The following is a 21,978-nucleotide window of genomic DNA, read 5'->3' on the forward strand; positions in this document are numbered from 1 at the left end:
AACGAGTGTCTTTGATCGTTTCCGACCGCTTCCGTATCGTTGTCGGTCTTGGCAAAAGTGGCATGTCCCTGGTTCGCTTCCTGGCGAACCGGGGCGTTGCGTTTGCCGTGGCCGATACGCGGGAGAATCCCCCTGAGCTGGCGACCTTGCGTCGCGATTACCCGCAGGTGGAAGTGCGTTGTGGCGAGCTGGACGTAGAGTTTCTCTGCCGTGCCGACGAGCTGTATGTCAGCCCGGGGCTGGCCCTTGCGACACCTGCCTTGCAACAGGCCCATGCCCGTGGCGTGAAGATGTCCGGCGACATCGACCTGTTCGCGCGTTACGCGAAGGCGCCGATCATTGCAATCACCGGTTCCAATGCGAAAAGCACCGTGACCACGCTGGTGGGCGAGATGGCTCAGGCCGCAGGCAAGCGTGTTGCTGTCGGCGGCAACCTCGGCATGCCGGCTCTGGATCTGCTCAGCGATGACGTTGAGCTGTACGTGATGGAGCTGTCCAGCTTCCAGCTCGAAACCACTGACGAACTCAACGCCGAAGTCGCGACCGTGCTGAACGTCAGCGAAGATCACATGGACCGCTACAGCGGCCTGCCGGCCTATCACCTGGCCAAGCACCGGATTTTCCGTGGTGCCCGGCAAGTCGTCGTCAATCGTCAGGATGCACTGTCCCGACCACTGATCGGTGAAGGTCTGCCTTGCTGGACCTTCGGCCTGAACAAACCGGATTTCCACGGTTTCGGTCTGCGTGAAGAAAATGGCGAAAAATACCTGGCCTTCCAGTTCGACAACCTGATGCCGGTTCGCGAACTGAAAGTCCGTGGCGCACACAATCAGGCCAATGCCCTGGCAGCGCTGGCACTGGGGCATGCCGTCGGCCTGCCGTTCGATGCCATGTTGAGCAGCCTGCGGACCTTCAGCGGTCTTGAGCATCGCTGCCAGTGGGTGCGCGAGCGGGCGGGTGTTCATTATTACAACGACTCCAAGGCTACCAACGTCGGTGCGGCTCTGGCTGCTATCGAAGGCCTGGGTGCTGACATCACCGGCAAGCTGGTGCTGATCGCCGGTGGCGATGGCAAGGGCGCTGACTTCAGCGCCCTGCGTGCTGCCGTTGCAGCTCATTGCCGTGCAGTCGTCCTGCTGGGCCGCGATGCCGAGCTGATCGCTCAGGCGCTGGGCGATACTGTACCGCTGGTGCGTGTCACCACGCTGGAAGAGTCCGTGCAACGCAGTGCCGAACTGGCCCAAGAGGGAGATGCGGTATTGCTTTCGCCTGCCTGCGCGAGCCTCGACATGTTCAAGAATTACGAAGAGCGCGGACGCCTGTTCGCCCAGGCAGTGGAGGGCTTGTCATGATCTTTGGCGTGATCAAGCCTTATCCGTCGCCGCTGATCAGTGGCCGTGGCATAGACCTCGACTTCCCGATGCTGGCTGGCTGTCTTGCGCTGCTGGGGCTTGGGCTGGTGATGATCACTTCCGCGTCGTCGGAAGTGGCCGCCGTGCAGTCGGGCAATACGCTGTACATGATGACCCGCCATCTGATCTATCTGTTGATCGGCCTGGGGGCCTGCTGCGCAACCATGATGGTGCCTGTCGCCACGTGGCAGCGCATGGGCTGGCTGATGCTGATCGGTGCCTTCGGTTTGCTGTTGCTGGTGCTGGTGCCGGGTATCGGCCGCGAGGTAAACGGCTCGATGCGCTGGATCGGTTTCGGCGCGTTCAACGTGCAGCCCTCTGAAATCGCCAAGGTCTTTGTGGTGATCTTCCTGGCCGGTTACCTGATTCGTCGTCAGCAGGAGGTTCGTGAAAGCTGGATGGGCTTCTTCAAGCCGTTCATCGTGCTGCTGCCTATGGCGGGCCTGTTGCTGATGGAGCCTGACTTCGGAGCCACGGTCGTGATGATGGGCTCGGCTGCCGCCATGCTGTTTCTCGGTGGTGTCGGGCTGTTCCGTTTCTCCCTGATGGTGGTGCTGGCTGTGGTTTCCGTGGTGGTGCTGGTACAGGCCCAGCCTTACCGGATGGCGCGTCTGACCAACTTCACCGACCCGTGGGCGGACCAGTTCGGTTCCGGCTACCAGTTGACCCAGGCGCTGATCGCATTCGGTCGCGGCGAATGGTTCGGCGTCGGTCTGGGCAACAGTGTCCAGAAACAGTTCTATCTGCCGGAAGCTCATACCGACTTCGTGTTCTCGGTGCTTGCCGAAGAGCTGGGTGTCATAGGGTCTTTGCTCACAGTCGCCTTGTTCCTGTTCGTCAGTATTCGTGGCATGTACATAGGTATGTGGGCAGAAAGGGCCAAACAGTTCTTCGGTGCTTACGTTGCTTATGGTCTTTCTTTCCTGTGGATCGGCCAGTTCCTGATCAACATCGGCGTAAACGTAGGCCTGCTGCCAACCAAAGGCCTGACCTTGCCATTCCTCAGCTATGGCGGCAGTTCGCTTGTGATCTGCTGTGCGAGCCTCGGTCTGCTGCTGCGCATCGAGTGGGAATCGCGCAACAACATGGGCAGTGAAGAAACCGAATTCAAAGAGAGCGACTTCGCCGAGGAGCCGCCCCATGGACGCTAACGTGTTGATCATGGCCGGTGGCACCGGCGGGCATGTATTCCCGGCGCTGGCCTGTGCTCGCGAGTTCCAGTCGCGTGGCTACAAGGTGCATTGGCTGGGTACGCCACGGGGTATCGAAAACGAACTGGTCCCGCAGGCCGGGCTGACCTTGCACCTGATCGATGCCACCGGTTTGCGCGGCAAGGGCAAGCTGTCGCTGCTCAAGGCCCCTTTCATGCTGCTCAAGGCATTGCGTCAGGCCCGCAAGGTCGTGCGCGAGTTGAAACCGGTGTGCGTCGTGGGCTTCGGTGGTTATGTCACAGGCCCAGGTGGCCTGGCCGCGAAGCTGGCGGGCGTGCCGTTGATCATCCATGAGCAGAACGCTGTGGCCGGTACCGCCAACCGCAGCCTGTCGTCCTTCGCCAGCCGTATCTGCGAGGCGTTCCCGGACACCTTCAGCGCAACGGCCAAGCGCCGCACGACCGGCAACCCGGTGCGTGTCGAACTGTTTCTTGAAACACCACGTCAGGCACTGGCCGGTCGCAAGGCTCGCCTGCTGGTTCTGGGCGGCAGCCTTGGAGCGGAGCCCCTGAACAAATTATTGCCCGAAGCCCTGGCTCAGGTGCCTGAAGACATACGCCCCGAGATATTCCATCAGGCAGGCAAGAAACACGATGAAGTCACCGCCGAGCGCTATCGAAGCGCTGGCGTCGAGGCGCAGGTCGCGCCCTTTATCCAGAACATGGCACAGGCCTATGCCTGGGCCGATCTGGTCGTCTGTCGCGCAGGTGCGTTGACCATCAGTGAACTGGCAGCCGCAGGCTTGCCTTCGTTCCTGATACCGCTGCCTCACGCGATCGACGACCACCAGTCTCGTAACGCTGACTATCTGGCTCGCGAAGGCGCAGCCTTCGTCATGCCGCAAGCGACAACTGGCGCCGCCGAAATGGCCACGCGCCTGAAAGAGGTTTTGATGCAGCCCGAACAATTGAACAACATGGCCCGTACCGCCCGCAGGCTGGCCCGGCCCGATGCAACCAACACTGTTGTCGATGTCTGTGTGGAGGTGGCTCATGGTTGAGAGTCAACGCGCCATGCCTCAACCGGAAATGCGCCGTATCCGCCGCATCCACTTCGTCGGTATCGGCGGTGTCGGCATGTGCGGTATCGCCGAAGTATTGCTGAACCTTGGCTATGAAGTGTCCGGCTCGGACCTGAAGAACTCGCCGGTTACCGAACGCCTGAAATCCTTCGGCGCGCACATTTTCATCGGTCATCTGGCCGAGAACGCAGTCGGTGCCGACGTGCTGGTGGTTTCCAGCGCTGTGAACACCTCCAACCCGGAAGTCGCGACTGCCCTTGAGCGCCGCATTCCAGTGGTGCCGCGTGCCGAGATGTTGGCCGAGCTGATGCGCTATCGCCATGGCATCGCGGTTGCCGGTACTCATGGCAAGACCACCACCACCAGCCTGATCGCTTCGGTGTTTGCTGCCGGTGGCCTGGACCCGACGTTCGTGATCGGTGGTCGTCTCAACGCGGCTGGCACCAACGCGCAACTGGGCACCAGCCGTTACCTGATCGCCGAGGCCGACGAAAGCGACGCCAGCTTCCTGCACCTGCAGCCGCTGGTCGCTGTCGTGACCAATATCGACGCCGATCACATGGCCACTTACGAAGGCGACTTCAACAAGCTGAAGAAGACCTTTGTCGAGTTCCTGCACAACCTGCCGTTCTACGGTCTGGCGGTGATGTGCATCGATGATCCGGTAGTGCGTGAAATCCTGCCGCAGGTCAAGCGTCCGACCCTGACCTACGGTTTCAGCGAAACCGCCGATGTGCGTGCGATCAACGTACGCCAGGATGGCATGCTGACGTTCTTCACCGTGTTGCGTCGCGACCGCGAGCCGCTGGATGTATCGGTGAACATGCCGGGCAACCATAACGTGCTCAACTCGCTGGCAACCATCGCCATCGCCACTGACGAAGGCATCAGTGACGAAGCCATCGTTCAGGGCCTGTCGGGCTTCCAGGGCGTGGGTCGTCGCTTCCAGGTCTATGGCGAACTGCCGGTCGAAGGCGGCAACGTGATGCTGGTAGACGATTACGGCCACCACCCGCGTGAAGTGGCTGCGGTCATCAATGCCGTGCGTGGCGGCTGGCCGGACCGTCGTCTGGTCATGGTCTATCAGCCACACCGTTTCAGCCGTACCCGTGACCTGTACGACGATTTCGTACAGGTGCTGGCCGATGCCAACGTGCTGTTGCTGATGGAAGTCTACCCGGCGGGCGAAGAGCCGATTCCCGGTGCCGACAGCCGCAACCTTTGTCACAGCATCCGTCAGCGCGGGCAACTGGACCCTATCTATATCGAGCGTGGTGTCGAACTGGCGCCGCTGGTCAAGCCGTTGCTGCGTGCCGGGGACATCCTGCTGTGTCAGGGCGCTGGTGATATCGGTGGTCTGGCTCCGCAACTGCTCAAGAGCCCGCTGTTTGCCGGCGCCGTCATCGCTTCAACCGAAGGGAAGCTCAAATGACTGTGACTTCGCAATCTTCCCTGCGCTCGACACTTGAGCCGAAAAGCTTCGGCCGCGTTGCCGTGCTCTTCGGTGGCAAGAGCGCTGAGCGGGAGGTTTCGTTGAAGTCCGGGCGTGCGGTGCTCGATGCATTGCTCGGCGCTGGGGTCGAGGCGTTCGGCATCGACGTGGGCGATGACTTCCTGCAACGGCTGGTCAGCGAAAGGATCGACCGGGCCTTTATCGTCCTGCATGGTCGTGGCGGTGAGGACGGCACGATGCAGGGCCTGCTGGAGTGCCTGCAAATCCCTTATACCGGCAGTGGTGTACTGGCTTCTGCACTGGCCATGGACAAGTTGCGCACCAAGCAGGTCTGGCAAAGTCTCGGGCTTGCCACTCCGCTGCACGCGGTTCTGGGCAGCGAGGCCGATTGTATTTCTGCGGCGACGGAACTGGGCTTCCCTTTGATCGTCAAACCGGCCCATGAAGGTTCAAGTATCGGTATGGCGAAGGTGACCGGCGTCGACGAATTGATCGCCGCATGGAAAGCAGCCAGTACCTACGATTCGCAAGTTTTGGTCGAACAATGGATTCAAGGTCCGGAGTTCACGATCGCCTGCCTGCGTGGCGAAATATTGCCGCCTATCGGTCTGGGCACTCCTCACAGTTTCTACGATTACGACGCCAAGTACCTGGCTTCCGATACCCAGTACCGGATTCCGTGCGGGCTCAGTGACGCGAAGGAACAGGAACTCAAACAACTGACAGCACGTGCTTGCGAAGCCATCGGCATTGCAGGCTGGGCGCGCACGGATGTCATGCAGGATGCAGAAGGCAAGTTCTGGCTGCTGGAAGTCAACACCGTGCCAGGCATGACCGATCACAGTCTGGTCCCTATGGCAGCGCGTGCTGCCGGGCTGGACTTCCAGCAACTGGTGTTGGCGATTCTGGCCGACAGCGTTCAGGTGAGAGGTTAAGCATGTACGGCGCGTCGGCACGTCATCAGCCACCTGCTCCTGGTCGCAAGCCAGTGCCGCGTGGTGCCAGTCGGATGGTGGCCAAGGAGCCATTGTCGGCGCGACTGCCCAAGCCGGGTTTCGGTTTCCTGAGGGGGCTGTTCTGGCCGGTGCTGCTGGTGGTTCTGGGGTTCGGTACGTACGAAGGCGCGCAGCGTCTGCTGCCGTATGTCGATCGTCCGATCACCCGGATCAACGTGCAGGGCGACTTGAGTTACATCAGCCAGCAGGCCGTGCAGCAGCGAATCGCGCCTTATGTCGCGGCAAGCTTCTTCACCATCGATCTGGCCGGTATGCGTACCGAACTGGAACAGATGCCCTGGATCGCCCATGCCGAAGTACGGCGTGTATGGCCGGATCAGGTCGTGATTCGACTGGAAGAGCAACTGCCCGTCGCCCGTTGGGGAGATGAAGCGCTGTTGAACAACCAGGGACAGGCTTTCACGCCGCGTGAACTGTCCAACTATGAACACCTTCCCCAGTTGTTCGGCCCGCAGCGGGCTCAGCAACAGGTGATGCAGCAGTACCAGGTGTTGAGTCAGATGTTGCGCCCCATGGGGTTCTCCATCGCACGCCTGGAGTTACGTGAGCGTGGCAGTTGGTTCCTGACCACCGGTGCCGGCAATGCCGGTCCGGGTATCGAGTTGTTGCTGGGACGCGATCATCTTGTGGAAAAAATGCGCCGCTTCATCGCGATTTACGAAAAAACGCTTAAAGAACAAATCACGAATATTGCGCGCATCGACCTGCGTTACTCCAACGGCCTTGCGGTCGGATGGCGTGAACAGGTAGCGCCGACAGCGGACAAGCCCGCTGTCGCGAAGAATTGATAAGAGGCTGGACCATGGCAAATGTGCAAAGCGGCAAAATGATCGTCGGGCTGGATATCGGTACCTCCAAGGTGGTGGCACTGGTAGGCGAAGTCGCGGCCGATGGCTCGCTGGAAATCGTGGGTATCGGTACCCATCCATCCCGTGGCCTGAAAAAGGGCGTGGTGGTGAATATCGAGTCGACCGTGCAATCGATCCAGCGCGCAGTCGAAGAAGCGCAACTGATGGCGGGCTGCCGTATTCACTCGGCGTTCGTCGGGGTAGCGGGCAACCATATTCGCAGCCTGAACTCCCACGGCATCGTGGCGATTCGTGATCGTGAAGTCAGCTCTGCGGATCTGGAGCGCGTGCTCGATGCTGCGCAGGCTGTTGCTATTCCTGCCGACCAGCGTGTTTTGCACACCCTGCCTCAGGACTACGTGATCGATAACCAGGAAGGCGTGCGTGAACCTCTTGGCATGTCCGGCGTGCGTCTTGAAGCCAAGGTGCATGTGGTGACCTGTGCAGTGAACGCTGCCCAGAACATCGAGAAATGCGTGCGTCGCTGCGGTCTTGAAGTCGACGACATCATTCTTGAGCAACTGGCGTCCGCCTATTCGGTATTGACCGATGACGAAAAAGAGCTGGGCGTGTGCCTGGTGGACATCGGTGGTGGCACCACGGATATCGCAATCTTCACCGAAGGCGCCATCCGTCACACCGCAGTGATCCCGATTGCCGGTGATCAGGTCACCAACGACATCGCCATGGCACTGCGTACACCGACCCAGTACGCCGAAGAAATCAAGATTCGTTACGCCTGCGCTCTGGCCAAGCTGGCCGGTGCCGGTGAAACCATCAAAGTACCGAGCGTGGGCGACCGTCCGCCTCGCGAGCTGTCGCGTCAGGCCCTGGCCGAAGTGGTCGAACCTCGTTATGACGAGCTGTTCACCCTGATCCAGGCCGAACTGCGCCGCAGCGGTTATGAAGATCTGATCCCGGCCGGCATCGTGCTGACCGGTGGTACCTCGAAAATGGAAGGTGCGGTCGAACTGGCCGAGGAAATCTTCCACATGCCGGTGCGCCTTGGCGTGCCGCATAGCGTCAAAGGGCTCGCTGATGTTGTGCGCAACCCGATCTACTCCACAGGCGTAGGCCTGTTGTTGTACGGGCTGCAAAAACAGTCGGATGGCATCTCGCTGTCCGGCCTGGGCAACAGCAGCAGTTACGGCGACGAACCCAAGGCCCCAGTGCTTGAGCGCGTCAAGCGCTGGTTCCAGGGCAATTTCTGAGTTTCAAGGCTTCAAAAGTGGTAGCGGCAGGTAGTAGGCAGAAACAACTAGAGAACTGAAGGAGAGGGAAAATGTTCGAACTCGTAGACAACGTCCCGCAGAGCCCGGTAATCAAGGTTATCGGTGTGGGTGGTGGTGGTGGCAACGCTGTCAATCACATGGTCAAGAGCAACATCGAAGGCGTGGAATTCATCTGCGCCAACACTGATGCTCAGGCACTGAAAAACATCGGCGCACGCACCATCCTGCAATTGGGTACTGGCGTGACCAAAGGTCTTGGCGCTGGCGCCAACCCTGAAGTCGGCCGTCAGGCTGCACTGGAAGACCGTGAGCGCATTGCAGAAGTCCTGCAAGGCACCAACATGGTTTTCATCACCACTGGCATGGGCGGCGGTACCGGTACCGGTGCAGCTCCAATCATTGCCGAAGTGGCAAAGGAACTGGGCATTCTCACTGTTGCGGTCGTGACTCGTCCGTTCCCGTTCGAAGGCCGCAAGCGCATGCAGATCGCCGATGAAGGCATCCGTATGCTGTCTGAAAGCGTCGACTCGTTGATCACCATCCCCAACGAGAAGCTGCTGACCATCCTGGGTAAAGACGCCAGCCTGCTGTCGGCTTTCGCCAAGGCTGACGATGTTCTGGCCGGTGCCGTTCGCGGTATCTCCGACATCATCAAACGTCCGGGCATGATCAACGTCGACTTTGCCGACGTCCGTACCGTGATGAGCGAAATGGGTATGGCAATGATGGGCACTGGCTGCGCCAGCGGTCCGAATCGTGCGCGTGAAGCGACCGAAGCGGCCATTCGCAACCCGTTGCTCGAAGACGTGAACCTGCAAGGTGCGCGTGGCATCCTGGTCAACATCACCGCCGGTCCTGACCTGTCTCTGGGTGAGTACTCCGACGTGGGTAGCATCATCGAAGCGTTCGCTTCCGAGCACGCAATGGTCAAGGTCGGTACTGTCATCGATCCGGACATGCGTGACGAGTTGCACGTCACCGTGGTTGCCACTGGTCTGGGCGCGAAAATCGAGAAGCCGGTGAAGGTCATCGACAACACGCTGCAAACCGTCCAGCAGGCCGCTGCTCAACCGGCAGCAGCTCGTCAGGAAGCTCCATCGGTGAACTACCGTGATCTGGACCGTCCGACCGTAATGCGTAATCAGGCTCATGCAAGCGCCACGGCAGCGGCGAAGATGAACCCTAACGATGACCTTGACTATCTGGACATCCCGGCTTTCCTGCGTCGTCAGGCCGATTGATGAAATGTATCAGGGGTATTAGGGTGATTGGTGTTCAGCAAAGGCATGGTCTGCTATTATCGCCAGCCTTTGTTGATACCAGTTCGCAACTTGCGCTGAAGCGGCCATGCCATGATTAAACAACGCACCCTGAAAAATATTATCCGTGCCACAGGTGTTGGCTTGCATTCCGGGGAAAAGGTTTACCTGACCCTGAAACCTGCGCCTGTGAATACCGGCATCGTGTTTTGCCGAGCCGACCTGGACCCTGTCGTGCATATTGCTGCACGGGCGGAAAATGTCGGAGACACCACACTGTCGACCACTCTGGTCAGCGGTGACGTCAAGGTCGACACGGTAGAACATTTGCTTTCGGCCATGGCTGGCCTTGGCATCGATAACGCCTACGTCGAGCTCTCTGCCTCCGAAGTTCCAATCATGGATGGCAGCGCAGGCCCTTTCGTATTCCTGATTCAATCGGCCGGCCTGGAGGAACAGGACGAGCCGAAGCAGTTCATCCGTATCCTGCGTGAGGTGACAGTGGAAGAGGGCGGTAAACGCGCTACTTTCGTGCCTTTCGAGGGGTTCAAGGTCAGCTTCGAGATCGATTTCGATCACCCTGTCTTCCGTGACCGCACCCAGAGTGCAAGCGTGGACTTTTCCAGTACTTCCTTCGTGAAGGAAGTCAGCCGTGCACGGACCTTCGGGTTCATGAGTGACATCGAGTACCTGCGCAAGCACAACCTCGCACTCGGCGGCAGCGTGGAAAACGCCATCGTGGTCGACAAGGAAGGCGTACTGAACGAAGACGGCCTGCGTTATGAGGACGAATTCGTCAAACATAAAATCCTGGATGCCATCGGCGACCTCTACCTGCTGGGCAATAGCCTGATCGGTGAGTTCCGCGGCTTCAAGTCGGGGCATGCACTGAACAATCGTCTGCTGCGCACGTTGATCGAGCAGCCGGACGCCTGGGAAGTCGTGACCTTCGAGGATGCCAGTACGGCACCTATTTCTTACATGCGTCCTGTCGCGGCCGTGTAAGCAAGCTTTACTCTCTTTCCTTTTGTTCTTTAAAGGCTGCCCTCGGGCGGCCTTTTTTTATGGCTTTTTCGCGGGTAAAAAAAGCGGCTCAGTGTGAGCCGCTTTTTTCAGTCAGAACCCATCAATGATGACTGCTGCTGCCAACGTTGCCGCCATTGCCATCCGGAATGCTGATGTTGACGTTCTGCATCATGCCCTGATCTTCATGATCGAGGATGTGGCAGTGCAACACGAACTCACCGATGTAGCGTTGGTAGCGAGTGCGGACGTAGATCTTGTAGAGGCCTTCGGTGTTAGTCACCGGATCAAAATTTTGGTCCTTGCTGCTAGGGCCTTTTACAAACAGAGTGTCCTTCCAGACGCCTTTGAGGCCTGCATACTGAGCATCGTTGTTATCAGTCTTATCCACAGCCCCCGGCTCACTGAGGTCAGTGCCATCCGGGCCGATGATCTTCTCGATCTGGAACGGGTTCACGTGGATATGGAACGGATGGCTGACGTAAGCCGATTGCAGAGTCCAGGTTTCCGCTGTCCCCAGTGTCAGCTGACGATTGATGACATCGGGCTTGTAGGGCTCTGCGTTCGCTGCGGTGGTGCCGACAGCAAACTTGACGTTGTTCGGATCGGTAGCGTTGAGCATGAACACCAGATTCTGCTCAAGATTGCCGCTCTTCTTCAGCTCCTCATCGGAGATGCTTGCATGTGGAATGAATTTGGTCAGTTTCAGGTCCTTCTGAAGGTCGCTGACCACCAGCCTCTGAACCTCTGCTGGCATGTTGCGCTTGGCAGCAGCGACCAGTTCGGTTGTGACTGCGGCCTTGATGTCTTTGATCTTAGGGCCTGCGCCGACTTCAACAAAACCGAGCAGTTGCGTACTGCCAGTGGTCTGGTTGACGCTCCCCGATGCGGTTTCAGGCTTGTCTACTACGCAATAGCGACCAGGTTCCGGAAACATCACCAGCAGGTCATTGCGATAACCTGGCTGCAAGGTGACCTGGCTGAGTTGCTGAGCCTTGTCCATGGTCAGGCCGTCTGAAGCGATGACCTGGAACGGCACCGGCTCCCCTACGCACTGGTTGGCGATGAAGCTTTCAGAGTCGGCGGTACTGATCCCTTCCTGGCTACGCTGGCGTCCTGTTTCGGCCATTTTGCGAAATTGCGGCACGATGGTGTCGCGAATGCCCGCATGTACCAGCCTCCAGCGCTCGATAGTGCCGCTGTTTGCGAAAAAGATCGGTTGGACCTGGCCGTTGATCGTGGTGTAACGCCCCGAGTTCTGCCAGTCGTTTGGGCCAAACTGCGCCTCATAGTTTTCCACGACCCCGATCTGGCCTTTAGCGCAATTCCAGTTATAGGTCTTGCCGCCATCGTCCGTGCAGGCATAGGGAATCTGTTGCAGGACCAGCAAGCGTTCGGTGAACGGCTTGCCATCAGCGCCTTTGAGCAAGGTATCGATATCGCCATTGCTTTCATGCGTCGGTTTGCGATCGCCATGGATCACCAGAGCGCCCGCCATGCCGCTACCCACTTGCAGGGCGGTAGAGCCGTGGCGATGCGGGTGATACCAGAACGTACCGGCCGGGTGGTCTTCGGGGATGTTGTATTCGTACTGGAAGCTGACACCGGGGTTGATCGACAACAATACGTTATCGCTATTACCCGTCGGGCTGACCCACAGGCCGTGGGAGTGCAGGTTGGTGCCATTGAAGCAGTGTGGTTTGTCTGTTGCCGCATGAGGGTCGGTGCAGCTCGGATCCTTCGGCAGGTTGTTGTTCAGCGTGACCCGAATGGTATCGCCCGGCGTGGCATTGATCGTAGGGGCAACAAAAGGCCTGCGCGGGTCGACGTCTGTGCCTTTGTAGCTGCGCAGTCTGACCACATCGTCGTTCTTGGTTGTCGGGTTATAGATGCTACTGACGGTATAGCCGATATTCAGCACCAATTGCCGTTCCTTGCCTGCGCGAGGTGTCGGCGCGGGAAGCGGCTTGGTCGCAGCTTTTTCGACGCCCGAACGCATCAGCAAAGTAGTCTGGCCACTAACCGCCTGGCTCGGAGCCTGCTGTTGCAGATCGGGCGGATTGATGAACTGCCGTGATGACTCTTCGGCCATTGCGGGCAATGCCGTGCATCCCACTATCAATGCGGCAATCGCGGCGTGCAGATGGCAACGTTTCATTGCCGGTGCCATGCCTTTGCTACAAGACTCTTCCAGTCTGGCCATATAAATCTCCCTGATTACAAATGATCCCAAAGGGACAACAAGAGTCGGTGTGCCGTGAAGGCGGACTAATGGTAGCCAATTAATGGCATTTGAGTAGCTGAAAGGGAATTTTTTGAGCCTGGAAGCGCTCTAACGATTCTTGATTTTTGTGATGGCAATTTCCGCATTGAGATAATGCATTCATTCAAGCAACATCCCGCCTCTCGATCATTTCTATGGATGGAATGCACAGCATGCTGGACGCAAATGCTACCCATATTTCCCTGACGCTCGAAGGCGTTTCCACGGATCTGCAAGTCCTCAGCTTCATCGGTCGCGAAGCGCTTAACCAGCCTTATTCCTTCGATATCGAACTGGTCAGTTCCCGTCCTGACCTGAAACTCGAAGAGCTGCTGCACAAGCGCGGTTACCTGACTTTCGGTGCAACGGGCAAAGGCATCATCCATGGCCTGGTCTACCGCATCGAGCAGGGCGATTCCGGCAAGAAACTGACCCGCTACAGCATCACGCTGGTGCCGCAACTCGCCTACCTGCGGCACAAGCATGACCAGCAGATCTTCCAGCAACTGACGGTGCCAGAGATCATCGCTCAGGTTCTGGAAGCGCGGGGTATTCTGGCCGACGCCTACAGCTTTCAACTCGGTGCGACGTACCCCAAACGTGATTACAGCGTGCAGTACGACGAATCCGACCTGCATTTCATCCAGCGTCTGTGCGAAGAGGAAGGTATTCATTTCCACTTTCAGCACTCCGTCAGCGGCCACAAACTGGTGTTTGGCGACGACCAGACGGTATTCCTCAAACTCGCCCCCGTGAGTTACCAGCAAGACTCCGGCATGGCCGCCGAAAAGCCGGTCATCAAACGCTTCAACCTGCGCCTGGAAACCCGCACCACCCGCGTCAGCCGACGCGATTACGACTTTGAAAAACCGAGCCTCCTGCCTGAAAGCACCGCCAAGAGCCCTTTCTCGCCTGACCTTGAAGACTACGACTACCCCGGTCGCTTCACCGACCGCGCACGGGGCAAGCAACTGGCGACCCGCGCCCTGGAACGCCATCGCAGCGACTACCAGCTCGCCGAAGGTAAAGGCGACGAGCCGACGCTGGTCACGGGTCATTTTCTGGCTTTAAGCGAACATCCGCGAGCCGAGTGGAACGACCTCTGGCTGCTGCAGGAAGTCATCCACGAAGGCAAACAGCCGCAAGTGCTGGGCGAAAACATCACCAGCGACGTCACCGACAACAAGGACGACTTCCACCAGGGCTACCGTAATCGCTTCCTCGCCAGCCCGTGGGACGCCCATTACCGTCCGCCATTGGCTCATCCCAAACCCATGACCATCGGCAGCCAGACCGCCATCGTCACCGGGCCAAAAGGTGAAGAGATCCACTGCGATGAATACGGTCGGGTCAAAGTGCAATTTTTCTGGGACCGCGAGGGCCAGGGTGACGACAAGACCACCTGCTGGCTGCGGGTCGCCACCGGTTGGGCCGGCAGTGCCTATGGCGGCATTGCCATCCCGCGAGTCGGCATGGAAGTGCTGGTCACCTTCCTTGCAAACGACCCCGATCAACCGCTGATCACCGGCTGCCTGTTCCACAAAACCAACGTCGTCCCCTACGACCTGCCAGCCCACAAGACCCGCAGCACCTTCAAGACCCTCAGCTCACCGGGCGGCAAGGGCTATAACGAGTTTCGCATCGAAGACAAGAAAGGTGCAGAGCAGATCTACCTGCACGCCCAGCGCGACTGGGATGAAAACACCGAACACGACCAGAAGATCCGCGTGGGCAATGAGCGCCACGACACGGTCGAAGCCAACACCTTCAGCGAGTTCAAGGCCGAAGAACACCGCATCACCCACCTGGACCGCAAGACCGAAGCCCGTGCCGACGACCACCTGACCGTCGGTGCGACCCAGCATGTAAAGGTCGGAACGGCACAGTTTGTCGAAGCCGGGACAGAGATTCACTACTACGCGGGCGACAAGGTGGTGCTGGAAGGCGGCATGGAATTCACGGCCAAGGCCGGCGGGAGTTTTATCAAGATCGATGCCGGTGGCGTGACCATCAGCGGGGCGCAGGTGAAGACCAATTCCGGTGGATCGCCGGGGGCCGGGACGGGGATCGGGATTCTGGCTCCGCTGATTCCGGGCCTCGCGGCTGCCGACAGAGCCGGGCAACTGATGAAGACCGCCAAGGCCAATCCAACCTGGCTGGAACTGAACCTGCATTACGACAACCTTGAGCCAGTCCCCGGTGCCTCCTATCGCGTTGCATTTGCCGATGGCTCGACCCGAGAAGGCGTACTGGACGACGACGGATTTGCCCGGCTGGAAGATGTCCCCAAAGGCCCGGCCAAGGTGTATTACGGCGAAGATCCAAGGCCGTTCAGCCGCGAGAGCGTCGCGGTCGTTCAAAGCACGGACGAAAAGGTGAACGAGGATTTACGCAAACTCGGCCTGGACCCGGATCAGATTGATTTACAGGCATTGGTGGAAAAAGCCGCAGGGAGGTTGGCATGAGTCAGAAAGTCGCCACAGGCGCAAACAAAGGTGGTGAAGACCGTAGCGCCGCGTATCAGGAAGCCGCCGTTGAACTGGCCAAAGGTATCGCTCTGGGTGCCGTACCGTTTCTGGGCCAGGCCATCGACGCCTACGACACCATCGAATCTTCCATCGTCCTCTATAACGCAGAGACAACCGACGGCAAGGAGGACGCGCAATTCGATCTGTTGATGGCCGTCATCGGCTGGATTCCTGGGCCGGGCGATGGCCTGAAGAAGAGCCTGCGAATCGTCAACAAAGACCCGCAGCGCTACGCCCCCGTGCTGTTCGACCTGCTGCGCTTCGTGCTGCAAGAGTGCGGCATCAAAACCAGCCCGGAAGAACTGCTCAAACAGGTTTTCGATGCCGGAAAACTGCGCACCGAACTCGACGACATCATCACCGGCGTAAAAGGCTCCTCGGCATTCCAGAGCCTGCCCAACAAGCTAAAAGCCGCAGTTGTGACCATCCTCGCGGCGTTCCGCGACAACATGCCAGCGATGGTGGGGATTGTTGAGAAACGGCTGGTGAAGTGGAAGGGGGTGCAGCGCAATAGTTCTGGTATGGCATCAGGTACCAGTCAACCCGCACGTGGTAAAAAGCCTGCGGCAAAAGATTCTACCGTGGCCACTCAAGGCAAAGACGGCGCAAGCGGCACCGCGTCGCAGAAAGGCGATAAGACAACGTTAGGTGTTAGCCCACTCTATGACATTAGCAATGAAGGATTGGGAGTCAGTGGAGAACATATTGCTGACTACATCTGCGCAGTAGAGTTCGGTTGGGGCAAGGATTGGGACGGGCATGACAAGGGCGCTGATGGGAAGTGGCTGGAGGGTTTACCGAGTGCGAGTAAGTTGGGGAAGCTCTCAAAAGGTGGTAGCCCTAAGTCCCGTCATGTTCTATATAAGCTGACAGATGGAGCGAATGGAACCGGTATCGATTCTGTTTGGCGCGCCGATCCAGCTACAAACAACGGAAAAAAATTCGCGATTGTTGAGGCTAAAGCGAGTCGCGATGAAGATGGACCGAAGTTTATGCGAAAACCCAATAACACCCGCAAGCCCAGTGTCGCGTCAACACTGGGCGTTTCGGGGCTTACGGATCCAAGCGAGTTGCTTGAACCGTTAGACATTGACCAAGGTGCGCCTGCCGGGAAGAAAAAAAGCAAGCTCTCACGCTCAAAAAGCTCTCCCGCTACGGCTGATAAAAAAGACAAGTCTGCAAAACAGCCAAAGGAAATTCTTGTTCAAATGAGCAAGGAGTGGATTGAGGTAAATATTGATAGTGCTGTGTCGGAGCGATTCGCTGATCAGGTTATGCTTTCCTACAGTCGACATTTATTTTATGCTCCTTTATATCATCCTAAACAAAGTCCCAAACAGCATGCTGAGGCTCGGAAAAATAATAGCGATGAAGCCGCCCATGCTAGCCATTCTGCTTTTCATTATGTCGAGAGCGAGATTAAGGCATTTGTGAATAAACGAAAAAGATCTCTTGCAGAGAAGTACGGAAAGCTACCGTCTCTGGCCATTGAGTAATAGTGATTATGAATAAGAGACAAAAATTTCTTAGTGAGTTCAGGTATAAAGATTTCTTAGCCTATAGCGAAGAAACGGAAGAGTTTTGGGCGCATAATAAGTTTGAGTCTGACTCTCCTGAACAAGAAGAATTATTAAGGGCCAGTCACTTTAAAAAAGTGGCGCTAAAAAAAATATTTATATCTTACACGGCAGGTTTGGAGATTTCTGCGCTGATACCTTTGCTTGAAAATCTCGTGTCGAAATACGAAGAACGGCAGGGTAAGCTTGCCATTCTTGAGGGGGTTGAAAATATTTCCCCCCTTGCCATTGATGACTGGCCATATCAATTTGAAGAGTGTGTTCAGGTTTTCAGTCTCTGCATATTGCTTCATAGGACGGATCTTCTAAAAAGATTTGTCAAACTATTGGATGATGCAGGCTACAATGGGGAAGATACCCTTTATGAAGATTTACTCCGCAAGCTCTTGCCGGGACGTGAAGATATAGATGAGTGGTATCATGATGTTTATACTCCTTTGATTCACGCTATATATGCCGATGAAAAAGAGGAGGCATCACAACTGCTTGATACATATTGCAAGCAGTGGTATCCCGCATTCAAGCAAGCGCCTTGGCACGATTCGCATTTGGATGGAGATGAAGGAAGTTACGTCGGATATTGGGCTTTCGAGGCCGGAGCCATTGCTTTTTTGTATGATATCGACGACAGCAAAATAAATCACATGGTCTATCCAAAGGACTTGGTCGAGTACGCAAGAAGCTATCGACCTGCCAATGGACCTCAAGTTGCTCGTATTGATGCCGGTCAGCCTTGCAGCAAAACAGGCTACTGGTTCACCCCGGCTCAAGCCAACTCAAGACGCCACTTCCAGCAAGGCGAAATAATGCCGAGCTTCAGCGACTCGAAATGGGGCGATACGCTCTGGTATTGGTCGGGTGAGGAATAATGCGTTGGTGGCCGCCTGTCAGAGGTGACCACCAATGCCATTCGCTATCGTCGGCTGGATTCCAGGGTAGTGTGTCAGTCTGCCAGCCTGCAGCCGTCGATACGCGCCCCGATCTTTTGCCAGAAACCACGCTCAGGTGGCGGTGCAATCTCTGGCGCTATGTTCGGCATATCCCGCAGCCTGATCCATGACTCATCACGCCATTGCATCACGCTCAATGAGGTGCCCGGCCACTGCAAATGACAGAGCCTCGGGTTATCCAGCGTTTCATTTTGCGGCGCGTGCAGCACCGTCAGCACTTCGTGGGTCAGCCACTGTCGCAGCGCCCGGTTTTCAGGGACGTAGTGATGAACCAGCAATGCAAATGCGCCTGACTCGCTGACCATCAATTGCTTTTGCCACTTGCCATTAGCCTGTAACCAGACAACCCGCCGCTGATCGCCATCGAGCTTGAGTGCTGAGCGTTCACCCAGCGTCTGGCCCATCAAGCGGGCAAGGTCGGCCAGACAAAACCATGCCTGGGCTTCGCTGAAGATGGCGCGCAGCATGCGGTGGTGGCGGGAGAAAAGGGTGGCTTCAAAATGGTCTGTGCAGGGGGGCGTTGGAGCGATATTCCGCATTGGTGGCACTCTACTTGGATCACGGATTGACGCTGCCATGAATTGTCGCCAAACAATGGGTGGCAGCTATGTGAGGGTTGGCGAACCGGCAAGTAGAAAACCCGGCAGACCCGAAGGTCTCCCGCACACAGCCGCCATAACGCGGTGGCCGACAGAATAAAACGACTGCGCCGCGATGGGGAGTATTTACTTGATCGGATCGCCAAACCCGGTCGCTGATTTGGCAGCGAGTGGAGTGGAGGTTAGCCGTGGCGCTGCTGGTATGTAATCGGGGAATTCACAGGCGGTTGTAGGAAATCGCTATCAGGTGGCGGTGCAATCGCTGGCACGTGTATGGCGAGTCAGTGAGCGGGGATCACATGAGGTGCGCTGAAAATGTGTTGCCTGTAAGCAGGTCGTCGCGGCCAAGGCCCCTCCCACAAGTGATATGTACGCCCTGACTGATCGGCGTATAAGACCTTTTCATAAATCTGCCACCAGCCTGAAACATCTCCGCTGTTGACTAGAGGGCTGCCCCCGAAATTCAAGGCTGGATGATGACGAAAAACCGACAACAAGGTGCGGCACTGCTGATGGTGCTGGTTGCCCTCGCCATGCTGGCTGCCGGGCTGGCCTGGATGGTCGAGCAGGGAAGGCAGGAGGTGGACAGCGTCCGCTTGCTTCAGCAGCGGGTTCAGGCGCGGTCGATTGAAAAGGCGGCTCTGGCGTTTGCCGAGCAGGCGCTCAAGGACCCGGTGTGGCGCGCCAGCCCTTTGTTCTGGCAGGCCTTACGCGGGCAGCCTTTGAGCTACGACTTCAAGGGTGGCAAGGCGAGTATCCGTATTGTCGATTTGCACCGCTGTTTCAACGTCAACAGCCTGATAGGTCCTGAAGCCGAGCGTGCGCAAAAGCAGCTGGTTTATCTGCTGGGAGCGGATATGGCGGCTGAGCGTCTGACCCAAAGCCTGACCGACTGGATAGACGCCGATCATCAGAGCAGCCTGCACGGTGCCGAAAACAACGAATACCTGCGCTCGTCGCCCCCGCGTCTGGCTGCCAATCAGTTGATGGTCGACATCAGCGAGCTGAACCTGCTGTTACCCGCCGACAGCCAGCGCGAACAACGTTATCCACAGTTGTGCGCATTACCGGAAACCACGGGCTGGCGACTGAATGCCAATGCCTTGAACCTCAGTGAGTTGCCACTGCTGGAGGCCTTGTTCGAGGGGAAAGTCGAGCGCTCGCAATTGACTCGCCTGATCAGCGGCAGACCGGCCGGTGGTTATCTCGATGCCAGCGCTTTGCGCCAGGCCATGGGTGCCATGGACGATGAAGCCTTCGCCCAACTGAGCGAAGGCTTGCAGCTCAATGGCGATCATTTCCTGGTGCAGATTGAAGTGGAACTGGATGGCCAGACATTTCACAGCCAATACCGCACCGAAGCCCTGGGCATCGTGAAATGGCACAGCCGAGTGCCGGCACAGGAGATGGTGGTGCGGGAGCGGGAAGTGGGACGGCGGTAGTCGTAAGCTACAAGCCGCAAGCTACAAGCTACAAGCACTTGCAGCTTCCAACTTGCCGCTTGCAGCTCGCCCCTCAACTACACCGCCAGATCCCCGCCATCAGCCCGCTGGATTACCACGGTTGAAGCGCGTGGCCGAACCGTGCCAACGGTGACGTCGGTGGCGACATCGGTGGATGGCCAGTTCTCGGGGTGCTGGATATTGAGGAACATGGTCTTGTTGTCCGGCGTAAAGGCCAGGCCGGTGACTTCGCTGCCGTTGGGGCCAACGAAGAAACGACGCAGGTCGCCCTGGTTCTGGGCATTGACCGGAATCTGCTTGCCTTGTGCATCGAGCATATTGGTCGGGATCACCGCCAGCATCTGGTCGTTGGTGTAGCTGGTAATGGTGGATTCGCCGTTGTCGGTCTGGACCCACAACACGCCACGGCTATCGAAGCTCATGCCGTCCGGGCTGGCGAACTGGTTCAGTTCGGTCAGGCCTGAGCGGTTGATATCCGCCGTGCCGGAAGCATTGGCGCCGAAAACGAAGATGTCCCAGGTGAACGACACCAGATCGTCGGCGTCATGCCAGCGAATGATATGCCCGTGCCTGTTGTTGACCCGTGGGTTGGCAGCGTTCGCCGTCGTGCGGCTGGTGTTGTTGGTCAGGGTCAGATAGACGTCGCCATTGAGCGGGTTGACGGCAGTCCATTCCGGGCGGTCCATCGGGGTTGCGCCCACGGCATCCGCAGCACCACGGGTGTTGAGGATGATGCCTGGCAGGTCGGTGAACTTGGCACCCAGGGTGCTGCTGTCGGTCGTTGCGGTGGCTACGTCGAGCAACAGCCAGTTGCCACTGCCGTCAGCGTTGAAGCGGGCGACATACAGTTTGCCGCTGTCCATGTACTTGGCACCAGTTGCCAGGCGATCGCTCGGGTTGGCATCGGCTGCGTCCCACAGGGCGGTGGACACGAACTTGTAGAGGTATTCATTCTGCGAGTCGTCGCCCATGTAGAACACCACCGGCTTGCCGGGAGTGGTCAGGCCCGGCCAGCAGCCTTCGTGACGGAAGCGACCAAGTGCGGTGCGTTTCACTGGCAGGGTGCTTGCGCTGTAAGGATCGATTTCAACGATATAGCCATAGGTGCTGGCTTCGTTGCGGTAATCGTCCGTGGCGGTGGCACCGGACGGGGTGATGTTGAAACGGGTGAACTCGCCGTTGACCTCGGAAGCATCGCCTGCTGCGGTTTCCCAACGATAGTTGCCGTTTGAGGTGGCGATGCCGATACGCACCTGATCTGCCGGGCGGGTACCTCTGTTGACGAAAATCCCTGGCCAGTTTTCTTCACAGGTCAGGTAAGTGCCCCATGGCGTGTAGCCGTTACCGCAGTTGTTGTTGGTGCCACGAGTCTGGCTGCCGTCGGTGGAGAACACGGTCTTGACGTGATCGGTGCCTTTCAGCGGGCCGGACAGGTTCATCACCGAGGCCGTGGTGAAGCGGCGGTTCAGCGGGTCGTTTTCCACCACTTGCCAGCGGTTGCCGACTTTGCTGATACGCACTACGCCAGCGCCATGGGCGTTGATTTCCTTGCGTACTTCTTCGACAGGCCGGACGCCACCCACCAGGGTCGCGCCAGACGGGTGCAAGGCGTCCTGATCGATGTATTCGAAGTTGATCGCCAGCAGGCCGTCGGTGGAACTGCCGTTGATGGGGAAGTAATGCATGCCGTCGTGGTGCATGCCCATCGAGTTGGCCTGGTCGGTGGACGTGTTACTGCCGTCACTTTTCCACGGGTTGGCGAGGTTGCTCAGCGGTGTGCCCCACGGCGCGAGTACGTAAGCGGTATAACCGGCGGCAATGGTCACGGCGTCGGTGAGGGAGCCGGGGATCGAGGTGAACCCCAGTTTCAGACCGGCTTCCGGTGCTGGCGTCGGTGCCGGATCGTCATTTGAGTCGCCGCCGCTGTCAAAGCAACCGGTCAGCCCGGCACCCGCAATCATGGCAATGGCTGCACCCAGTCCGCCACGTACCACACTGCGACGGCTCAGATAGGTGTCCAGCACGGATGACAGCGGTTCGTTGGTACTCAGGTTGCGGTTCAGGTTATCGCCGGTATTACGACTCATTCATCAGGTCCTTTTTATGAAATAGGTTTGGAAAAG

General features: G+C 57.9%; 16 protein-coding genes. 13 read left to right on the forward strand and 3 right to left on the reverse strand.

Going from position 1 to position 21,978, the window contains the following annotated elements:
* The first annotated feature begins 5 nt into the window (after positions 1-5).
* The 9 genes from murD to lpxC all read left to right on the forward strand — a co-directional run bounded on the left by murD (position 6) and on the right by lpxC (position 10,457).
* Positions 6-1,352, forward strand: a complete 1,347-nt coding sequence (murD, locus tag Q6A51_RS17265) for a UDP-N-acetylmuramoyl-L-alanine--D-glutamate ligase (protein WP_304575331.1) — start codon at positions 6-8, stop codon at positions 1,350-1,352.
* Complete coding sequence (gene ftsW / locus Q6A51_RS17270; RefSeq protein ID WP_025261734.1) at positions 1,349-2,563, forward strand: putative lipid II flippase FtsW; 1,215 nt, start codon at positions 1,349-1,351, stop codon at positions 2,561-2,563. Before murD ends, ftsW begins: the two co-directional genes overlap by 4 nt.
* Positions 2,553-3,623: an undecaprenyldiphospho-muramoylpentapeptide beta-N-acetylglucosaminyltransferase gene (murG, locus tag Q6A51_RS17275; protein ID WP_304575332.1), complete on the forward strand. Its 1,071-nt coding sequence runs from the start codon at positions 2,553-2,555 to the stop codon at positions 3,621-3,623. The genes ftsW and murG overlap by 11 nt, the downstream gene beginning before the upstream one ends.
* Entirely contained in the window at positions 3,616-5,076 is a 1,461-nt protein-coding gene (murC, locus tag Q6A51_RS17280) for a UDP-N-acetylmuramate--L-alanine ligase (RefSeq protein ID WP_304575333.1), read from the forward strand. The genes murG and murC overlap by 8 nt, the downstream gene beginning before the upstream one ends.
* The gene (locus Q6A51_RS17285; RefSeq protein ID WP_304575334.1) at positions 5,073-6,032 is read left to right on the forward strand and encodes a D-alanine--D-alanine ligase; all 960 of its coding nucleotides are present in this window, start codon (positions 5,073-5,075) and stop codon (positions 6,030-6,032) included. Before murC ends, Q6A51_RS17285 begins: the two co-directional genes overlap by 4 nt.
* A gap of 2 nt (positions 6,033-6,034) precedes the next feature.
* Positions 6,035-6,901, forward strand: a complete 867-nt coding sequence (locus tag Q6A51_RS17290) for a cell division protein FtsQ/DivIB (protein ID WP_201005705.1) — start codon at positions 6,035-6,037, stop codon at positions 6,899-6,901.
* A gap of 14 nt (positions 6,902-6,915) precedes the next feature.
* Positions 6,916-8,172: a cell division protein FtsA gene (gene ftsA / locus Q6A51_RS17295; RefSeq protein WP_025261729.1), complete on the forward strand. Its 1,257-nt coding sequence runs from the start codon at positions 6,916-6,918 to the stop codon at positions 8,170-8,172.
* A 71-nt stretch (positions 8,173-8,243) separates the two neighbouring features.
* On the forward strand, positions 8,244-9,434 hold the full coding sequence (gene ftsZ, locus Q6A51_RS17300) for a cell division protein FtsZ (protein WP_025261728.1): 1,191 nt from the start codon (positions 8,244-8,246) through the stop codon (positions 9,432-9,434).
* Between the two features lie 111 nt (positions 9,435-9,545).
* Positions 9,546-10,457, forward strand: a complete 912-nt coding sequence (gene lpxC / locus Q6A51_RS17305; RefSeq protein WP_201005703.1) for a UDP-3-O-acyl-N-acetylglucosamine deacetylase — start codon at positions 9,546-9,548, stop codon at positions 10,455-10,457.
* A gap of 121 nt (positions 10,458-10,578) precedes the next feature.
* On the opposite strand, the gene Q6A51_RS17310 is transcribed toward lpxC, so the two are convergent.
* Complete coding sequence (locus Q6A51_RS17310) at positions 10,579-12,678, reverse strand: multicopper oxidase family protein (RefSeq protein ID WP_304575335.1); 2,100 nt, start codon at positions 12,676-12,678, stop codon at positions 10,579-10,581.
* Positions 12,679-12,911: 233 nt separating this feature from the next.
* On the opposite strand from Q6A51_RS17310, the gene tssI reads away from it, so the two are divergent.
* The 3 genes from tssI to Q6A51_RS17325 are packed head-to-tail and all read left to right on the forward strand — an operon-like array spanning position 12,912 to position 17,712.
* Positions 12,912-15,203 (forward strand): type VI secretion system Vgr family protein, encoded by a 2,292-nt coding sequence (gene tssI / locus Q6A51_RS17315; protein WP_304575336.1) that lies wholly within the window; start codon positions 12,912-12,914, stop codon positions 15,201-15,203.
* Positions 15,200-16,762, forward strand: a complete 1,563-nt coding sequence (locus Q6A51_RS17320; RefSeq protein ID WP_304575337.1) for a hypothetical protein — start codon at positions 15,200-15,202, stop codon at positions 16,760-16,762. Before tssI ends, Q6A51_RS17320 begins: the two co-directional genes overlap by 4 nt.
* Positions 16,763-16,770: 8 nt before the next feature.
* Entirely contained in the window at positions 16,771-17,712 is a 942-nt protein-coding gene (locus Q6A51_RS17325) for a PoNe immunity protein domain-containing protein (RefSeq protein WP_304575338.1), read from the forward strand.
* Positions 17,713-17,786: 74 nt separating this feature from the next.
* Here the strand turns inward: Q6A51_RS17325 and Q6A51_RS17330 are convergent, their stop codons facing one another.
* Positions 17,787-18,332, reverse strand: a complete 546-nt coding sequence (locus tag Q6A51_RS17330; protein ID WP_304575339.1) for a BRO-N domain-containing protein — start codon at positions 18,330-18,332, stop codon at positions 17,787-17,789.
* 536 nt (positions 18,333-18,868) lie between these two features.
* On the opposite strand from Q6A51_RS17330, the gene gspK reads away from it, so the two are divergent.
* Positions 18,869-19,834: a type II secretion system minor pseudopilin GspK gene (gene gspK / locus Q6A51_RS17335; RefSeq protein ID WP_201020580.1), complete on the forward strand. Its 966-nt coding sequence runs from the start codon at positions 18,869-18,871 to the stop codon at positions 19,832-19,834.
* A gap of 77 nt (positions 19,835-19,911) precedes the next feature.
* Here gspK and Q6A51_RS17340 read toward each other — a convergent pair whose 3' ends face one another.
* Positions 19,912-21,942 (reverse strand): PhoX family protein, encoded by a 2,031-nt coding sequence (locus tag Q6A51_RS17340; protein WP_201005699.1) that lies wholly within the window; start codon positions 21,940-21,942, stop codon positions 19,912-19,914.
* Positions 21,943-21,978: the final 36 nt, after the last annotated feature.

The sequence above is a fragment of the Pseudomonas serbiensis genome (assembly GCF_030580745.1).
Classification (GTDB): Bacteria; Pseudomonadota; Gammaproteobacteria; order Pseudomonadales; family Pseudomonadaceae; genus Aquipseudomonas; species Aquipseudomonas serbiensis.